14 protein-coding genes are annotated in these 15282 nt (G+C 56.6%); 12 read left to right on the forward strand and 2 right to left on the reverse strand.

Translation table 11 applies throughout. From position 1 onward, the window contains the following. The first annotated feature begins 187 nt into the window (after positions 1 to 187). The 3 genes from EA20_RS0117330 (at position 188) to EA20_RS0117340 (ending at position 1859) form a co-directional block, all read left to right on the forward strand. Entirely contained in the window at positions 188 to 823 is a 636-nt protein-coding gene (locus EA20_RS0117330; protein ID WP_024968032.1) for a hypothetical protein, read from the forward strand. 89 nt (positions 824 to 912) lie between these two features. Beyond that, the gene (locus EA20_RS0117335; RefSeq protein ID WP_024968033.1) at positions 913 to 1359 is read left to right on the forward strand and encodes a DUF441 domain-containing protein; all 447 of its coding nucleotides are present in this window, start codon (positions 913 to 915) and stop codon (positions 1357 to 1359) included. Positions 1360 to 1436: 77 nt separating this feature from the next. Next, the gene (locus tag EA20_RS0117340; protein WP_024968034.1) at positions 1437 to 1859 is read left to right on the forward strand and encodes a hypothetical protein; all 423 of its coding nucleotides are present in this window, start codon (positions 1437 to 1439) and stop codon (positions 1857 to 1859) included. Positions 1860 to 1925: 66 nt separating this feature from the next. Here EA20_RS0117340 and EA20_RS0117345 read toward each other — a convergent pair whose 3' ends face one another. Then, entirely contained in the window at positions 1926 to 3200 is a 1275-nt protein-coding gene (locus EA20_RS0117345; RefSeq protein WP_024968035.1) for a Glu/Leu/Phe/Val dehydrogenase, read from the reverse strand. Between the two features lie 314 nt (positions 3201 to 3514). On the opposite strand from EA20_RS0117345, the gene EA20_RS0117350 reads away from it, so the two are divergent. From EA20_RS0117350 to fabV, 3 genes are all read left to right on the forward strand, one after another. After that, positions 3515 to 4846, forward strand: a complete 1332-nt coding sequence (locus tag EA20_RS0117350; protein WP_024968036.1) for a D-serine ammonia-lyase — start codon at positions 3515 to 3517, stop codon at positions 4844 to 4846. Between the two features lie 206 nt (positions 4847 to 5052). Then, positions 5053 to 6711, forward strand: a complete 1659-nt coding sequence (eptB, locus tag EA20_RS0117360) for a kdo(2)-lipid A phosphoethanolamine 7''-transferase (protein WP_024968037.1) — start codon at positions 5053 to 5055, stop codon at positions 6709 to 6711. Positions 6712 to 6877: 166 nt separating this feature from the next. Next, positions 6878 to 8074, forward strand: a complete 1197-nt coding sequence (gene fabV, locus EA20_RS0117365) for an enoyl-ACP reductase FabV (protein WP_024968038.1) — start codon at positions 6878 to 6880, stop codon at positions 8072 to 8074. 173 nt (positions 8075 to 8247) lie between these two features. Here the strand turns inward: fabV and EA20_RS0117370 are convergent, their stop codons facing one another. Next, positions 8248 to 9147 carry a LysR family transcriptional regulator gene (locus EA20_RS0117370; RefSeq protein WP_024968039.1) on the reverse strand — a complete coding sequence of 300 codons (900 nt, stop codon included), beginning with the start codon at positions 9145 to 9147 and terminating at the stop codon, positions 8248 to 8250. A 126-nt stretch (positions 9148 to 9273) separates the two neighbouring features. On the opposite strand from EA20_RS0117370, the gene EA20_RS0117375 reads away from it, so the two are divergent. From EA20_RS0117375 to EA20_RS0117400, 6 genes are all read left to right on the forward strand, one after another. Continuing rightward, a complete protein-coding gene (locus EA20_RS0117375; protein WP_038381714.1) occupies positions 9274 to 10641 on the forward strand; it encodes an NAD-dependent succinate-semialdehyde dehydrogenase in 1368 nt (455 codons plus the stop codon). A gap of 148 nt (positions 10642 to 10789) precedes the next feature. After that, positions 10790 to 11224, forward strand: a complete 435-nt coding sequence (locus EA20_RS0117380) for a thiol-disulfide oxidoreductase DCC family protein (protein WP_024968041.1) — start codon at positions 10790 to 10792, stop codon at positions 11222 to 11224. Between the two features lie 160 nt (positions 11225 to 11384). Continuing rightward, complete coding sequence (locus EA20_RS19850; protein ID WP_051516403.1) at positions 11385 to 12047, forward strand: GNAT family N-acetyltransferase; 663 nt, start codon at positions 11385 to 11387, stop codon at positions 12045 to 12047. A 187-nt stretch (positions 12048 to 12234) separates the two neighbouring features. Beyond that, on the forward strand, positions 12235 to 12660 hold the full coding sequence (locus EA20_RS0117390) for a DUF2231 domain-containing protein (protein ID WP_024968042.1): 426 nt from the start codon (positions 12235 to 12237) through the stop codon (positions 12658 to 12660). A gap of 12 nt (positions 12661 to 12672) precedes the next feature. After that, positions 12673 to 13992 carry a sorbosone dehydrogenase family protein gene (locus EA20_RS0117395; RefSeq protein ID WP_024968043.1) on the forward strand — a complete coding sequence of 440 codons (1320 nt, stop codon included), beginning with the start codon at positions 12673 to 12675 and terminating at the stop codon, positions 13990 to 13992. 386 nt (positions 13993 to 14378) lie between these two features. Continuing rightward, positions 14379 to 15212 carry a siderophore-interacting protein gene (locus EA20_RS0117400; RefSeq protein WP_051516390.1) on the forward strand — a complete coding sequence of 278 codons (834 nt, stop codon included), beginning with the start codon at positions 14379 to 14381 and terminating at the stop codon, positions 15210 to 15212. Positions 15213 to 15282 lie beyond the last annotated feature (70 nt).

The following is a 15282-nucleotide window of genomic DNA, read 5'->3' on the forward strand; positions in this document are numbered from 1 at the left end:
GCAGTGAAGGGAAAAATAAGCAAAGACGGGGGGTACTGGAACAAAGGTTTCACCACGCTGAGGCATTCTTGCGGGGCACTGCACGATAATAGTGACAAAGTCATGAAACTTTCAGGTTATACCTGCGAGCAGTTGGCAGCGACGAGGATATTTGTCACAGTGGAGAAAACCCACAAGGAGATATCCCATGACCGTTATTGCCTGTCTGCATGCTGCGCGAAGTAATATCGCCGTGTTTGAAGCGGCGTTGCATGCGCTGGACTATGACGATATTGAACTTCTGCACCGTGTGGAAGAGGGACTGCTGACCAGCGCGATAGACGCTAACGAAGTTACGCCAGCCATTGCCGCCGCGACGCGCCAGGCGATAGACGAACTCTGCGAGTATGCCGACGCGGTGATCGTCACCTGCACCACCTTAGGCGTGGTGGCCTGGGAAGCGGACAGCTTCAGCAGACCGGTTTACCGGGTGGACGCGATGCTGGCGAAAGCGGCCTCCCGCTATCACGGCTCTATCCTGGTTCTCTGCACTGCGCACGCCACGCTAGAAGCCACCACCCATCTCTTTAACGCCTTTATTCCCGGCGACCGGCTGGCGGTTGAGCTTATTCCCCGCGCCTGGGCGTTGTTTAATGCTGGTGACCACGAGGGCTACCTGCGGGAAATCGCCCATTATCTTCAGCAGCGTCCTGAATGCGCGCTGGGCTGCATTGTGCTGGCCCAGGCCTCAATGTCCGGCGCTGAAAAATATATCAACACCACGCTGGCGGTACTCACCGCGCCAGGCGTTGCGCTGCAGGGCGCGATCGAAGCGCTGGCCTGACGGAAAGAGTTAAAAAGGTGGAGCGAAGGTGGAAAGCGTTTTATGCTGTAACGACAGTCACTTAGCTCTTATCTCCTTCAGGACACTCTATGTTTGATCTCACGCTGTTTATCTTAATCGTGCTGGCGGGGCTGAGCTGGTTCAGCCATAACATCACCGTTGCGCTGGCGCTGCTGGTGTTAATTGTGGTGAAAGTGACGCCGCTGAACGCCTTCTTCCCCTGGATTGAAAGACAGGGCGTGACGGTCGGCATCATTATTCTTACCATCGGCGTGATGGCACCCATTGCCAGCGGCGCGATCCCCACCAGCACGCTGATGCATACGTTTATGAGCTGGAAATCGCTGCTGGCGATTGCCGTGGGCGTTTTCGTCTCCTGGGTCGGAGGCCGTGGCGTGACCCTGATGAGTGGGCAGCCAACCATTGTAGCCGGCTTGCTGATTGGGACGCTGGTGGGCGTTTCCTTATTTCGCGGCGTGCCGGTCGGGCCGCTGATCGCCGCAGGCCTGGTCTCGCTGTTGATCGGTAAAACCTGAGTGCCGGCTCGTTCTGAGTCTGTTTTTCACCATCCGCTCTGCTATCATGGCGCTCTTTTTCAGAGGGGAGCGAGACGGTGAGTGGTAAACAGGATAAACGCAGCAAACGGGCAAAAATGAAAGCCAGACAGGCGAATAACGCCCGCGCCCGTGGACGCCAGCTGGATGCCGTCGGGCGTCAGCACTACGTGGCCACGCCGGAAATGGCGGCGCTTTTTGCCACGCTGCCCGCGCTGGATGACGAGGGGGCGATGCCTTTTGTCGCGGATATCTACCGCTGGGCGGCGGCAGAATATGGCTTCGAAGAAAGCAGCCGTGAAAACGATCGGCTCCAGGTGGCGGCACTCTGCGTGCTCTATATCCACTGGTGCACCAGCGATGGCGGTCTTTCCCTGATGCAGAATGAGATGATCGAAGCCGCCATCCGCTTAACGGATGAAAACGAAATCTTTAAAGCGGCGTTGCAGCAGGCCGAAGCCGGCGAGATCAAACCGGTATAACTCAGGATCGGAAAGAAAAAGGGCGGGTCGGTAATCGGGCCGCCCGTTGCGGGCGGCCATCCGGCATCAGCCAGGATAAATACCGCGATCCTTACGGGCCATCAAAATGCGTTCGCAGGCCACAATATAGGCCGCAGTGCGCAGGCTGCACGATTTTTCCTTCGCCTTCTCCCAGACGTGGACCATCGCTTCGGTCATCAGCTTATCCATGCGATCGTTGATTTCACTCTCGCTCCAGAAGAAGCTGGCCATATCCTGTACCCATTCGAAATAGCTGACCGTCACGCCGCCGGCGTTGCAGACGACGTCCGGCACCACGGTCACGCCGCGTGAGGTAAGCACATCATCTGCATCGGGATAGGTTGGACCGTTCGCGCCTTCCAGCACCAGCTTGCAGCTGAGTTTTTCGGCACGTTCACGGGTGATCTGGCCTTCCAGCGCCGCCGGAATCAGAATATCCATCTCCACCGTCCAGAAGGCTTCACTCTCAACCTCTTCTGCGCCAGGGAAGCCCGCGATATTTTTATGGCTGGTCTGCCACTCAGAGAGCGCGCTCAGATCGATACCTTGCGGATTGAACAGGGTGGCGGAGTGGTCCTGGATCACCACGACACGCGCGCCAGCGGCGACAAAGAGGCGCGCGGCTTCGCTGCCAACGTTACCGTAACCCTGCACGGCAATTTTCGCGCCTTCGATTTCTATGCCGGAACGACGGGCTACTTCACGGCCAGTAATAAAGACGCCGCGCCCGGTCGCTTTTTCGCGTCCCAGCGAACCGCCAAGATGAATCGGTTTGCCGGTGACCACGCCGGTCACGGTTGTGCCGTGATTCATCGAATAGGTATCCATCATCCAGGCCATCACGCGGGCGTTGGTGCCGACGTCCGGCGCTGGGATATCTTTCTGTGGGCCGATGATCAGTCCAATCTCGCTGGTATAGCGACGCGTCAGCCGCTCAAGCTCGCCTTCGGAGAGCTTAAAGGGGTCGACGCGAATGCCGCCTTTGGCACCGCCGTAGGGCAGGTTTACCGCCGCACATTTGATGGTCATCCATGCCGAAAGCGCCATCACTTCGTTAAGGTCAACGTCAGGGTGATAACGGACACCGCCTTTCCCCGGACCACGCGACAGATTGTGCTGTACGCGGAAGCCTTCGAAATGGCGAATGGAGCCGTCATCCATCTGCAACGGAATATCAACAATCAGCGCGCGCTTGGGATGGCGAAGCGTGTCGATCCAGCGCGTCAAATCACCCAGGTAAGGGGCCACGCGGTCGATCTGCTGCAGATAGGTTGACCAGGCCGTTGTGCTGCCTTCAGATACGTAAGAGAGCTTGTCCATAACAAACCTTTAAATTAGTTATATGTGCTGCGAAACCGGGGAAGTGTTAGTGCATATCACTTATGCGCGGCTAAATTTATCACTAATTCCTCTCGCTGAACTTTTTAAATTTATGTGAAAAATGTTGCGGGTGTGTTTTTATTAAGGGGTTAACGAATAATTAATTACTTCCCGGTCTGCGTTCATCACCAGAAGCGATTAATGGGTCATAATTATGCATAAAAAGTGCATAATGGCGTTTTTGGCGTTATTTTTCAGAACTTTGAATGCGATCAAATTTTGCCAGCAACGGCGGACCGTTATGGAGGCGATGGATGGATGAGGCAGCACGGCAACGTTTAAAAACGCAATTCCCGCTGGTCAACACGCTCTGTGACCTGGAGCCGGTCACCTGGATTAATACTAGTGCGACCTCTGCTGAAGAAGGGCTGAAGCATGTAGGTCTGTCAGCGGCCCAGGTAGAAGATGCCGCCAGGCGGCTGCAGCGCTTCGCGCCCTGGCTGATGAAAGCCTTCCCCGAGACTGCGCCGGCGAACGGCATCATTGAGTCGGCGCTGGTGGCACTGGCGCAGGCAGGCGCGGCGCTGGATGCCCGCTATGGCGCTGCGGCGGGAGGGCGGTTGCTGTTGAAAAAAGACAGTCACCTTCCGATTTCCGGCTCCATCAAGGCGCGGGGCGGAATTTATGAAGTGCTGACCCACGCAGAAAAGCTGGCGGTAGACGCTGGGCTGCTGAAAGAGAGCGATGATTACAGCCAACTTATTTCCGAAAGGTTCCGGACCTTTTTCTCGGGTTACCGCATCGCTGTTGGCTCTACCGGCAATCTGGGGCTGTCCATTGGCATCGTCAGCGCCAGGCTGGGCTTTTCGGTCAGCGTCCATATGTCGGCAGATGCCCGCAGTTGGAAGAAGCAGAAACTGCGCGAGCATGGCGTAAAGGTGATTGAATATGCGCAGGATTACGGTGTGGCGGTGGAGCAGGGCCGCCGTGAAGCGGCCAGCGATCCCCGCTGCTTTTTTATCGATGATGAAAATTCCCGTACACTTTTCCTGGGTTATGCGGTGGCGGGCGAACGCCTGAGGCAGCAGCTGATCCAGCAGCAGATCCGCGTTGACAGGACGCATCCGCTTTTTGTCTATCTGCCCTGTGGTGTGGGTGGTGGCCCTGGGGGAGTGGGCTTTGGCCTGAAACTGGCATTCGGTGACAGCGTGCATCTTTTTTTTGCTGAACCCACGCATTCGCCTTCAATGCTGCTTGGCGTGCATACGGGCCTGCACGAGGCTATTGCCGTGCAGGATCTGGGGATCGATAACCAGACTGCGGCGGATGGCCTGGCTGTTGGCCGCCCGTCGGGCTTCGTCGGCAGGGCAATGATGCGGCTGTTGTGCGGCTTCTTTACTGTGAGCGATCGGGAGATGTATGCGCTACTGGGAATAATGGCGCAGCAAGAGGGGCTGCTGCTTGAACCCTCCGCACTGGCAGGTCTGCCTGGTCCGTGGCGTTTGCGTCAGCAGACAGCAGCGCTCGCGGCCCAGGGGATCAGCGAAGAGATGCTCAGCAACGGCACGCATCTCATATGGGCCACCGGTGGCGGTATGGTACCGCCAGAAGAGTGGCAGAAATATCTTTTGCTGTCTGAAACATAACCCTCTGAAAGTGCCGGGAAATCCGTTTTACCCAGGCGCTGCCTGACTTCACATTTTTTGTTACAGTCTAACGTCATCTTTTCTGTTACAGGTGTAAACTCCTGCGGCTTTAGCCTGTCAGAGCATCTGCATCTTTACCAGAGGGCCTGACGCAGAAAGAAAAGCTGTTTCCAGCCCGCCATCCATTCGCGATAACGAAAATTTAAATGAAAAAACTGCACTTTCTGACCCAGAGCCGGGTCTGCTGCTTTATTGCCTTTTACATCGGTGTTCTGCTTAACCTGCCAATATTTCTTCGCCGCTTTCATCAGCTTCACGCTGACGCCGCGCTTTCTACCGGCATTGAAGTGCTTGCCGCCTTCGCGCTGGTGCTGTTTACCACGCTGCTCGCCTCACTGGCGGGGCGCCTGCTGTTTCGCATACTGACCACGCTGCTGGTGGTGTTTTCTGTCGCCGCCAGCTATTACATGATTTTCTTCAACATCACCATCGGCTACGGCATCGTGGCGGCGGCGATGGCGACGGACAGTCTGGATCTCTCCCGTGAATCCGTTGGCTGGCACTTTTCCTCCTGGCTGGTATTAGTGAGCCTGCTGCCGGTGCTGCTGATCTGGCTTGCGCCGATGCCGGAAGCCGCGCTGCGTCGCCGTAACGGCGGGGCCTTTTTACGCCGTAGCGGCGTGATGCTGGCGGCGGGCCTCTGCTGCTGGGTTCCCCTGAAAGTGATGGGCGATCATCAGGATGAGCAGGATCGCGTCAATAACCGCATGATGGCAAGCTATGGCGGCGTGGTGGCGGGAAGCTATTCGCCCTCTAACTGGCTGTCGGGCATGGGGCTGCTGGCCTACAGCAGCTGGAGCAAAGCCGAGGACAATCGCAATCTGTTCGATCCTGCGGCGCACTTCACCTATACGCCGCCGAAAGACGTTAACGATCTTTATATCGTGTTTGTCATTGGCGAGAGTGCCCGCCGCGACCATATGGGGATCTACGGCTACGATCGCGACAATACGCCGAATCTGGATAAAGAGAAAAACCTTGCCGCATTGCAGGGCTACTCGTGCGATACCTCCACCAAACTCTCGCTGCGCTGTATGTTCGTACGGGAAGGCGGCGCGTCGGAAGCACCGGAACGTACGCTGAAAGAGATGAATGTTTTTTCCGTGCTGAAAAAGCAGGGCTTCTCTTCAGCGCTTTTCTCCATGCAGAGCGAAGCGTGGTTCTATAATAAAACCCAGGCGGATTATTACGCCCTGCGTGAAACCATTCAGTCAGAGAAGCGCAATGTGGGCAAGCCTATCGACGATATGGCGCTGGTCAGTGAGCTTAAGGATTCCGTAGAGCGTCATCCTGAGGGCAAGCATCTGGTGATCCTGCACACTAAAGGGTCGCACTATCTTTATACAGAACGTTATCCGCGTGAATGGGCTCGCTATAAGCCGGAATGTCAGGGGATTGACGACAAGTGTTCGACGCAGGAGATGGTCAACTCTTATGACAACAGCCTGCTTTATACCGACCATGTGCTGAAGTCGGTCTTTGATCAGCTCAGAAACCGTAACGCTATCGTTTTTTATGCCTCCGATCACGGTGAATCCATCTCCGAAAATATGCATTTTCACGGCACGCCGCGCAACATTGCCCCAATGGCCCAGCGCACCATTCCGCTCATGGTATGGGCCTCGGATAAGTTTCTGCAAAAGCCGGATCACGCGGCCGCCTTTGCCGAACTGAAGCAGCTTCAGAAAGCGAAAACGCCGGTCTTTCATGAGAAGCTGTTTGACAGCATTCTGGGTTGTGCAGGCTTTACCTCACCGGATGGCGGTATCAATGAACTGCGCAACTGGTGTCATGCAAGTTCCTGATAACCTGAACAGCGCCGCCCGGGACGCTGTTTCGGGCGAAGAATAAGCAAACAAGGGCGGCAGATGCGTCGCCAGCAGTGATAAGCGGCTGTCGGCTTTGCCTGAATCGTCACAAGCAGGTATCCTACTGCCCGTATTTACTCAGACAGTTTCTATTGAGGTCAACATGATTATTAAACCACGCATTCGTGGCTTTATCTGTGTTACTGCCCATCCGGCGGGTTGCAAAGCTAACGTTGAAAAACAGATTGAGTTTGTTACCAGCCACGGCAAAATTGCCAATGGCCCGAAAAAAGTGCTGGTGATCGGCGCGTCTACCGGTTACGGACTGGCGGCCCGCATCTCTGCCGCTTTTGGCTGTGATGCCGCTACGCTGGGCGTCTTTTTCGAACGTCCGGGTGAAGAAACCAAACCTGCCACCGCAGGCTGGTATAACTCAGCGGCCTTTGAAGAGCTGGCGGAAGCGAAAGGCCTCTATGCGAAAAGCATCAACGGCGATGCTTACTCAGATGAAGTGAAACAGAAAACCATCGAGCTGATCAAAGAAGACCTGGGTCAGGTCGACCTGGTTGTTTACAGCCTGGCGGCACCGCGCCGTACCCATCCGAAAACAGGTGAAGTGTTCAACTCCACGCTGAAGCCGGTTGGCAAGTCCCTGACCACCCGTGGTCTGAACACCGATAAAGAAACCATCACCGACATCACGCTTGAGCCTGCTTCTCAGGAAGAGATTGACGGTACTGTGGCGGTCATGGGTGGTGAAGACTGGCAGATGTGGATTGACGATCTGAAAGCGGCCGGCGTGCTGGCAGACGGCGCAAAAACCACCGCCTTCACCTATCTTGGTGAGCAGATCACGCACGATATCTACTGGAACGGCTCCATCGGCGAAGCGAAAAAGGATCTGGACAAGCGCGTGCTGACCATCCGCGATACGCTGGCTGAGCAGGGCGGCGATGCGCGTGTTTCCGTGCTGAAAGCGGTGGTGACTCAGGCGAGCTCCGCGATCCCGGTAATGCCGCTTTACCTGTCGCTGCTGTTTAAAGTGATGAAGGAAAAAGGCACGCATGAAGGCTGCATCGAGCAGGTCTACGGCCTGTTTAAAGATAGCCTCTACGGCGCGTCACCGGTGATGGATGAGACGGGCCGCCTGCGTGCAGATTATAAAGAACTGGCGCCGGAAGTTCAGGATGAAGTGGTTAAGCTGTGGCCAATGGTTACAAATGAAAACCTCAATGAAATCAGCGATTTTGCTGGTTACAAGCGTGAGTTTATGCACCTGTTCGGTTTCGGTCTGGACGGCGTGGATTACGATGCTGACGTCAACCCGGATGTGAAAATCAAAAATCTGGTTCAGATGTAATTGTCTGCCGCCAGCCTGACGCTCGTCAGGCGGTAAACTGCACCCCAAAGGCGTTAATCCCGCTGAGTAAGGTGCAGTTTTTTTATGCACGCTGCACAGCCTCTGTGCGGTTAGCCGTTCGTGGCTTGCGATATTTTCCGTTACAGGAAACAGGGCGTACTCACTTTCTGCATTCACTCCTCCTGCGCTGCAAAAACAGTCGCGCCCTCAGTCGGTGACTGCCTGTTCAGCAGGCCGATCATCGCCCGCAGATTAGCCGTTTCGCCATTTTTCCGCCAGACCAGCCAGATAGCGAGCCTGCCCTGATCGTCTGCCAGCGGCCAGGCCTGCACGCTTTTTCTGCCGGGCATCGTCTCCAGCATACTCCGGGGGATCAGGGCCAGCCCGGCACCGGCGCTGACGCAGGCCAGGATGCCATGATAGGACTCCATCTCAAAAATTTTCCCCGGCGCGGCATCTTCGCGGGCAAACCAGTTTTCAAAGCGGCGGCGGTAGGCGCAGTTGGCCCGGAACGCGTAGATCCTTGCGCCGGAGATCTGGGCGGCATGCGTAACGGGTGGATGATTCAGCGAGGAGATAAGCACCAGCTCTTCATCAAATACCGCAACGCCCTCCAGCTGAGGGTGCCGGGGCGGCCCGTCGATAAAGATGGCGCTGTATCTTCCCCCCAGCAGCCCTTCGATCATCTCCCCCGACGGGCCGGTTGACAGATCGAGATCCACGGCAGGCCAGGTCTGGTGATAGCGGGCAATCAGAGGAGGGAGCCTCACGGCGGCGGTGCTTTCGATTGCGCCCAGCGTGAACACCCCGGACGGGTGCTGGCCGGAAACCCGCTCTTTCGCCTCACTGGCGAGGGCGAGCAGGCGGTCAGCGTAATCCAGCAGGGTCCTGCCCGCATCGGTGATGTGCAGCCGGAGCTTCTCCCGCCGGAACAGCTCAACGCCGAGTTCCTCTTCAAGCTGCCGCAGCCGGGTTGAAACATTAGAGGGTACACGGTGTAGCTTACCGGCTGCGGCGGTGACGCTTCCTTCCTGCGCAATGGCACGGAAGACTTCCAGCTGGGTCAGATCCATACATTCTCTTTTCAGGATAATAATCTTCTTAATTATTCATTTTTCAGAAAAGGGTGGCAAGTCTATCATTATCTCTGTCACCCAACCCGACTTTGCCAGGCACATCGCCTGCTAACAGGAGTCCAGATGTCAGCCACGCTTTCACGAAATCCTTTTACCGGCGAAGAAATCCGCCAGACCCCGCTTGCCACGGAAGCGGAGGTTGAAATCGCCCTCAATGCCACCAGCACCGCTTTTCAGCACTGGCGAAACAGCGAGATCGGTGAGCGCAGCCAGCTATTGCGCGCCATTGCCGGGGCACTGCGCGATGGGGCGCGCCCGCTGGCAGAGATGATGGCCGATGAGATGGGCAAACCCATCACCCAGGGGCTGGCTGAGGTGGAAAAAAGCGCGCATTTATGTGAGTGGTATGCGGCGAACGGCCCGGCGTTTCTGGCACCTGAACCTGCCATGGTTGAAGACAATAATGCCTGGGTTCAGTATCTGCCACTAGGCCCGGTGCTGGCCGTCATGCCGTGGAATTTTCCTGTCTGGCAGGTGCTACGCGGTGCGGTGCCCATTATCCTGGCGGGCAACAGCTACCTGCTGAAACCAGCTCCCAATGTGATGGGCTGTTCGCTGTTGCTGGCGGAAATACTCAGAAAAGCGGGCGTGCCGGAGGGGGTTTTTGCCGTAGTGAACGCGGATAACGACGCCGTGGCCAGCATGATCCGGGATCGCCGGATTGCTGCTGTCACGCTGACCGGCAGCGTGCGGGCCGGTGCGGCGATTGCCGCGCTGGCGGGGGCGGCAATCAAAAAGAGCGTGCTGGAGCTGGGCGGTGCTGACGCCTTTATCGTGCTGGCCGATGCGGATATGGATGCGGCAGTGAAGGGCGCCATCGCGGGCCGCTTTATGAACGGCGGACAGATCTGTATCGCCGCCAAGCGGATTATCGTTGAGGCGCCGGTTTATGAGGAATTCCGCGACAAATTCGTAGCCGCAGTGAAAGAGATGACGCTGGGCGACCCGCATGATGAAAATACTTATATTGGCCCGATGGCGCGCTACGATCTGCGCGATGAACTGGATGAGCAGGTGCAGGCAACCATTGCGGAAGGGGCCGAATGTCTCACCGGCGGTTTTGCCATGCAGGGCGAGGCGAACTTTTACGCGCCTACCGTGCTGAGCAACGTCAGGCCTGGCATGACCAGCTTCCGTCAGGAGCTGTTTGGTCCGGTAGCTTCATTGATTCGCGCAGAAGACGCCGATGAGGCTATCGCCATGGCCAATGACTCTGATTTTGGTCTCGGCGGCAGCCTCTGGAGTCGCGATCGGGAGAAAGCGGCGGCCCTGGCTGCGCGTCTGGAGACCGGCGGCGTGTTTATTAATTCCCCGAGTTTTTCCGATCCCCGCGTACCGATCGGCGGCGTGAAACAGAGCGGCTTTGGCCGTGAACTTTCCCATTTTGGTATCCGGGAGTTCACCAACGTTCAGACGGTCTGGAAGGCGTAAACCTTCTCTGCATATCCAATCCGGGCAGCGGAAACTGTTCATCCGCCGCCCGTCCTGCTTTCCTTATGCCACACCAGGCTAGACTTACCCTAAGTCGTTCAATAACGGCGGCAGGTCCTGCCGTTACTTACAACAGTCTGGTGATTTTATGGCATCTGTCTCTACCGATAATAAACGTATCCTCCTCTATGACGGCGTCTGCAAACTCTGCAACGGCTGGGTTCGCTTCCTGATCCGGCATGACCGTTATCACACCGTGCAGCTGGCGGCGGTACAGACGGAACCCGGCGCTGAACTGCTGAAAAAGGTGGGTATGACGCCTGAAAAGGTGAATACGCTGGTGCTGATGGAAGGGGATAAGACCTGGTATCGCGCACAGGCGATTTTCCGGGTGATGAACCGGCTGCCCTGTCCATGGCGGCTGTTCAGCGTGCTGCGCTGGTTTCCCGACGCTATCAGCAATCGCTGTTACGATCTTATCGCCAGCCGCCGCTACCGGTTGTTTGGGCGTTACGATGAACTTCAGCGCCCGGAAGCGGACTATCCCGGACGCTTTCTGGCCCGGGAGCCTGAGGGGAAGTGACAGCAGGCTGCATGACGTTAACGGCATCGTCCCTTAAGGCAGAATTGTTCAGCAAGTAGTAAGCCTGATACAGTGCCTTTACACCCAGGTGGTGTCTGACAACATTCAATGGAGGTCTCTTTTGCCGCTTAATGACTATCAGCAGCCTGTCGGCGAACCGATGGAAGGATGGTGCACCCGTCCCTGGCCGGAGCGCGTCACGATGCAGGGCCGTTTCTGCCGTCTTGAACCGCTGGATGGGGTGGCCCATGCGGAAGATCTCTGGCTGGCCTGGCAACACGCAGAAGATGGCCGTGACTGGACCTGGCTTCCGGTCGGCCCCTTTGAGGATGCAGAAGGGTTTCGCCAGCATCTCAATGCGGCGGCGGGGAGCAGCGATGCCAGGCACTATGCGGTCATCGATCTGGTCAGCAACCGCGCCGTCGGCTCGCTGGCGCTGATGCGCATCGATCCCGCGAATGGCGTAATGGAAGTGGGTTATGTGACGTTTTCACCCTTACTGAGGCGCAGCCCGCTTTCGACGGAAGCCCATTTCCTGCTGATGAAATATGCTTTCGATCAGCTTGGTTACCGGCGCTACGAGTGGAGGTGCGACAGCCTGAATGCGCCGTCACGCCGTGCAGCAGAACGGCTTGGCTTTCGCTTTGAGGGGATATTTCGTCAGGCGGTTGTCTACAAGGGACGTACGCGGGATACGGCGTGGTTCTCGCTTATTGATGCAGAATGGCCCGCTGTCCGCAGCGCGCTGGAACGCTGGCTTGCTGCCGATAATTTCGACCAGCAGGGCATACAACAGCAAAGCCTGGCCTCACTGCGTGGCTGAAACTGGCGAAAATTCAGGCGCCGAAACGGGCGTCTGAACCCGTTCGCTGGCGGCGCAACGCGCCTAACCATTCATTTTTATTCACATTAATCCACACAATGTCATTCCATTAACTAACCTTTTACAGGACCGCGTGACGGTTGCCGACGTTTTAGCTGACCTTTCACCCTTGTTAAGGAGCTTATGAATGACTGCCCAAGTTAACCCCCGGCATTCTGCTTTTGCTGTGGCCGTTTACTCCCTGCTTAATCCAGTGCCGTTAGGCTTTTTTGTCGCGGGCTGGATCTTCGACATCATCTATGTCTACAGCACGGAAATCAGCTGGATGCGGGGTGCAAGCTGGCTGATAACCCTGGGGCTGGTGCTCTCCATTATTCCACGCCTGATCAATCTCGTTCAGGTCTGGGTCGGGGCATCCTGGCCGCAGGGCTCCGCCGTTAAAGTTCACTTCTGGGCTTATCTGGTCGCCATCGTGCTGGCGATTTTAAATGCCTTTATCCATACCCGTGACGCTTACGGCGTTGTTCCTGAGGGCGCGATCCTCTCCACGCTGGTGGTGCTGCTGATGCTGTTCGCCAATGTCCAACTCGCCTTGCGCGATCGTACTGTTTAAGGAGGCGAACTGATGAAAACGCAAAATCTGCTCTCCCTGCTTGCCGTTTCTGTGGCGCTGGTGCTTGCCGGTTGTGACGACAGCACCCAGGAGAAGGCCGTTCGCCAGACCGGCCCTGACCCGGAACTGCCACCCGCCGAATCCTTTCTTATCCCGCCTATGAAGGTGCCATCCGGCACGCAGTGGAAAGAAGGTGAAACGCCGAAGGTGGCAGAAGGACTGAAAATTGAAAAAGTGGCGGGCGATTTTAAACATCCCCGTCAGCTTTATACGCTGCCCAATGGTGATGTGCTGGTAGTTGAAGCGGCCGGTCCTAAAACGCCGGTCAGCATGCCGAAACAACTGGTGACCGGCCTGGTGAAAAGCGCCTCCGGTAAGGGCGGCGAGGGCGGTAACCGTATCACGCTGCTGCGCAATACCAGCGGCGATGGGAAAACCTGGGAAAGGCATATCTTTCTGGAAAACCTGAGTTCGCCTTTTGGCGTTCAGCTGGTGGGCAACACGCTCTATGTGGCGAATGCCGACAGCCTGGTGACCTATCCCTATACGCCAGGCGCGACGCGTATCAGCGATCCCGGTACCGTGCTGACTGAACTGCCTGCCGGCATCAACCACCACTGGACCAAAGCGCTACTGGCCAGCCAGGACGGCAGTAAGCTCTATGTCGGCGTCGGTTCCAACAGTAATATTACTGAAAACGGCATCGGCATCGAGTACCGCCGTGCGGCGATTCTGGAAGTGGATGCGGCTTCTGGTGCCAGCCGCATTTATGCCAGCGGTCTGCGCAACCCAACCGGCATGCAGTGGGAGCCGCAAACCGGCAGGCTCTGGGCCATTGTGAACGAGCGGGATGAAATTGGGGCCGATCTGGTGCCGGATTATATGACGGCCGTTGAGGAAAATGGTTTCTATGGCTGGCCTTACAGCTATTTCGGTAAGCATCTGGATCCCCGGGTTCAGCCTCAGCGTCCCGATTTAGTAGAAAAAGCGATTAAGCCCGATTATGCGCTGGGTTCCCATGTCGCTCCGCTGGGCCTCTGGTTCTATACCGGCACCAATCTGCCCGAGAAATACCGCGGCGGTGCCTTTATCAGCGAGCACGGCAGCTGGAACCGTAATCCGCTGAACGGCTATCGCGTCTCCTGGGTGGCGTTTGAGAACGGCAGGCCGGTCGGCGAACCTGAGCCGGTGGTTACGGGGTTCCTCACGGATGACCATGAGCAGGTACGTGGCCTGCCGGTTGGCCTGACCATGGATAACCAGGGCGGCCTGATGATCGCGGATGATGCGGCCAACGTGGTCTGGCGCGTGACCAATGCCAGCGCACCCTGACAGGGCGGGTTTACAGGTTATAACAGCGTAAAAGTAGCAATTCTAAAGGATCCCTTGCGGATCCTTTTTTTTGCATTAAGCCCCGTTGTGTCGTGATTACTGCTTTAAATGATATCTTTTTGAATAAAAGTCACACGGGTAGCGTCATTAAGATCCATGTTAGCGGCCAGATTTAGCGGCTGTCTGCTTACGCTCCTGGTTGTAACTGATAGTAGTGATGAAAACATCGGCGGTTCCGGCATAAACCCTGTCTGGCAGAAACAGTCTGAATTTGCATTACTGCTTTCCCAGACGAGTTCTGTACCGCACAAATTCGCACATTCCCCGTTCGTTTCCGCTTGCGCTTAAGATATATCATAGATATATTTTCACCACCTGAAATGAGAATGATTCTTAGTTCTAGCTTATTTCCGTACAGCAGGAGATCCACCGTGTCAGAAACTCAACAATCTTCCCGCCTGCCGCACCGGGTGAGAAATGAACTCGCTATCCGCCCGGTCACCGTGATCAGCAAAGCCTTTATCGCTGGCCAGTTTTACCGCGTTGAAGTTGGGGGAGAAGCGTTAAAAGGCTTCAGCTCCGCAGGCTTCGACGACCACGTAAAACTCTTTTTCCCTGACGCCGAAACCGGGGAGCTGCAGCTGCCAACCATCACGCCGGAAGGGGTTGAATGGCCGGCGGGTGCCAGACCGGCCGCCCGTGACTATACGCCGCTCAGCTTTGATGCTGAAAAGGGCCTGCTGACGCTTGATTTTTACCTCCATGAAGCGGGCCTGGCCAGCGACTGGGCAGTGCAGGCGAAGCCTGGCGATAAGCTTGCCGTGGGTGGCCCTCGCGGATCGCTGGTGGTGCCTGAAGATTATGCTTTTCAGCTTTATGTCTGTGATGAAACGGGCCTGCCCGCTTTTCGCCGTCGCATGCAGACGATGTCGGGACAGACGCTCAAACTCTTTGCATGGGCCGATGAAGCGGCGGGCCAGGCTTACCTTGGCGATGTGGGAGCAGTTGAGGTGACCTGGCTCGGTAGCGGGAAGATAAACGCTGTTGCGGTAAAGGAGCTGATCGCCCGCTTCGATGAGATAACGCTGCCGGATGACGATTACTTTATCTGGCTGACGGGCGAGGGAGAGGCGGTGAAGACGCTGCGCGATTACTTTATCACTCTGCGCGAAAGAGAGGCGGAAAGGGTGCGCGCGGTGGCTTACTGGCATCAGAAGTAGCCTGGCGCTCATATTGAGCTTTCACCCCGGGAGGGTACGCTCACTCTCCCTTTCACTACGGCGGGCAGAA

Source organism: Pantoea sp. IMH (assembly GCF_000599885.1).
Classification (GTDB): Bacteria; Pseudomonadota; Gammaproteobacteria; order Enterobacterales; family Enterobacteriaceae; genus Erwinia.

Excerpts from the sequence above, each read along its gene's own strand:
- EA20_RS0117330 (WP_024968032.1), top strand. The coding sequence starts at position 188 with ATGACCGTTATTGCCTGTCTGCATGCTGCGCGAAGTAATATCGCCGTG.
- EA20_RS0117335 (WP_024968033.1), top strand. The coding sequence starts at position 913 with ATGTTTGATCTCACGCTGTTTATCTTAATCGTGCTGGCGGGGCTGAGC.
- EA20_RS0117345 (WP_024968035.1), bottom strand. The coding sequence starts at position 3,200 with ATGGACAAGCTCTCTTACGTATCTGAAGGCAGCACAACGGCCTGGTCA.
- EA20_RS0117350 (WP_024968036.1), top strand. The coding sequence starts at position 3,515 with ATGGATGAGGCAGCACGGCAACGTTTAAAAACGCAATTCCCGCTGGTC.
- eptB (WP_024968037.1), top strand. The coding sequence starts at position 5,053 with ATGAAAAAACTGCACTTTCTGACCCAGAGCCGGGTCTGCTGCTTTATT.
- fabV (WP_024968038.1), top strand. The coding sequence starts at position 6,878 with ATGATTATTAAACCACGCATTCGTGGCTTTATCTGTGTTACTGCCCAT.
- EA20_RS0117370 (WP_024968039.1), bottom strand. The coding sequence starts at position 9,147 with ATGGATCTGACCCAGCTGGAAGTCTTCCGTGCCATTGCGCAGGAAGGA.
- EA20_RS0117375 (WP_038381714.1), top strand. The coding sequence starts at position 9,274 with ATGTCAGCCACGCTTTCACGAAATCCTTTTACCGGCGAAGAAATCCGC.
- EA20_RS0117380 (WP_024968041.1), top strand. The coding sequence starts at position 10,790 with ATGGCATCTGTCTCTACCGATAATAAACGTATCCTCCTCTATGACGGC.
- EA20_RS19850 (WP_051516403.1), top strand. The coding sequence starts at position 11,385 with ATGGAAGGATGGTGCACCCGTCCCTGGCCGGAGCGCGTCACGATGCAG.
- EA20_RS0117390 (WP_024968042.1), top strand. The coding sequence starts at position 12,235 with ATGACTGCCCAAGTTAACCCCCGGCATTCTGCTTTTGCTGTGGCCGTT.
- EA20_RS0117395 (WP_024968043.1), top strand. The coding sequence starts at position 12,673 with ATGAAAACGCAAAATCTGCTCTCCCTGCTTGCCGTTTCTGTGGCGCTG.
- EA20_RS0117400 (WP_051516390.1), top strand. The coding sequence starts at position 14,379 with ATGATTCTTAGTTCTAGCTTATTTCCGTACAGCAGGAGATCCACCGTG.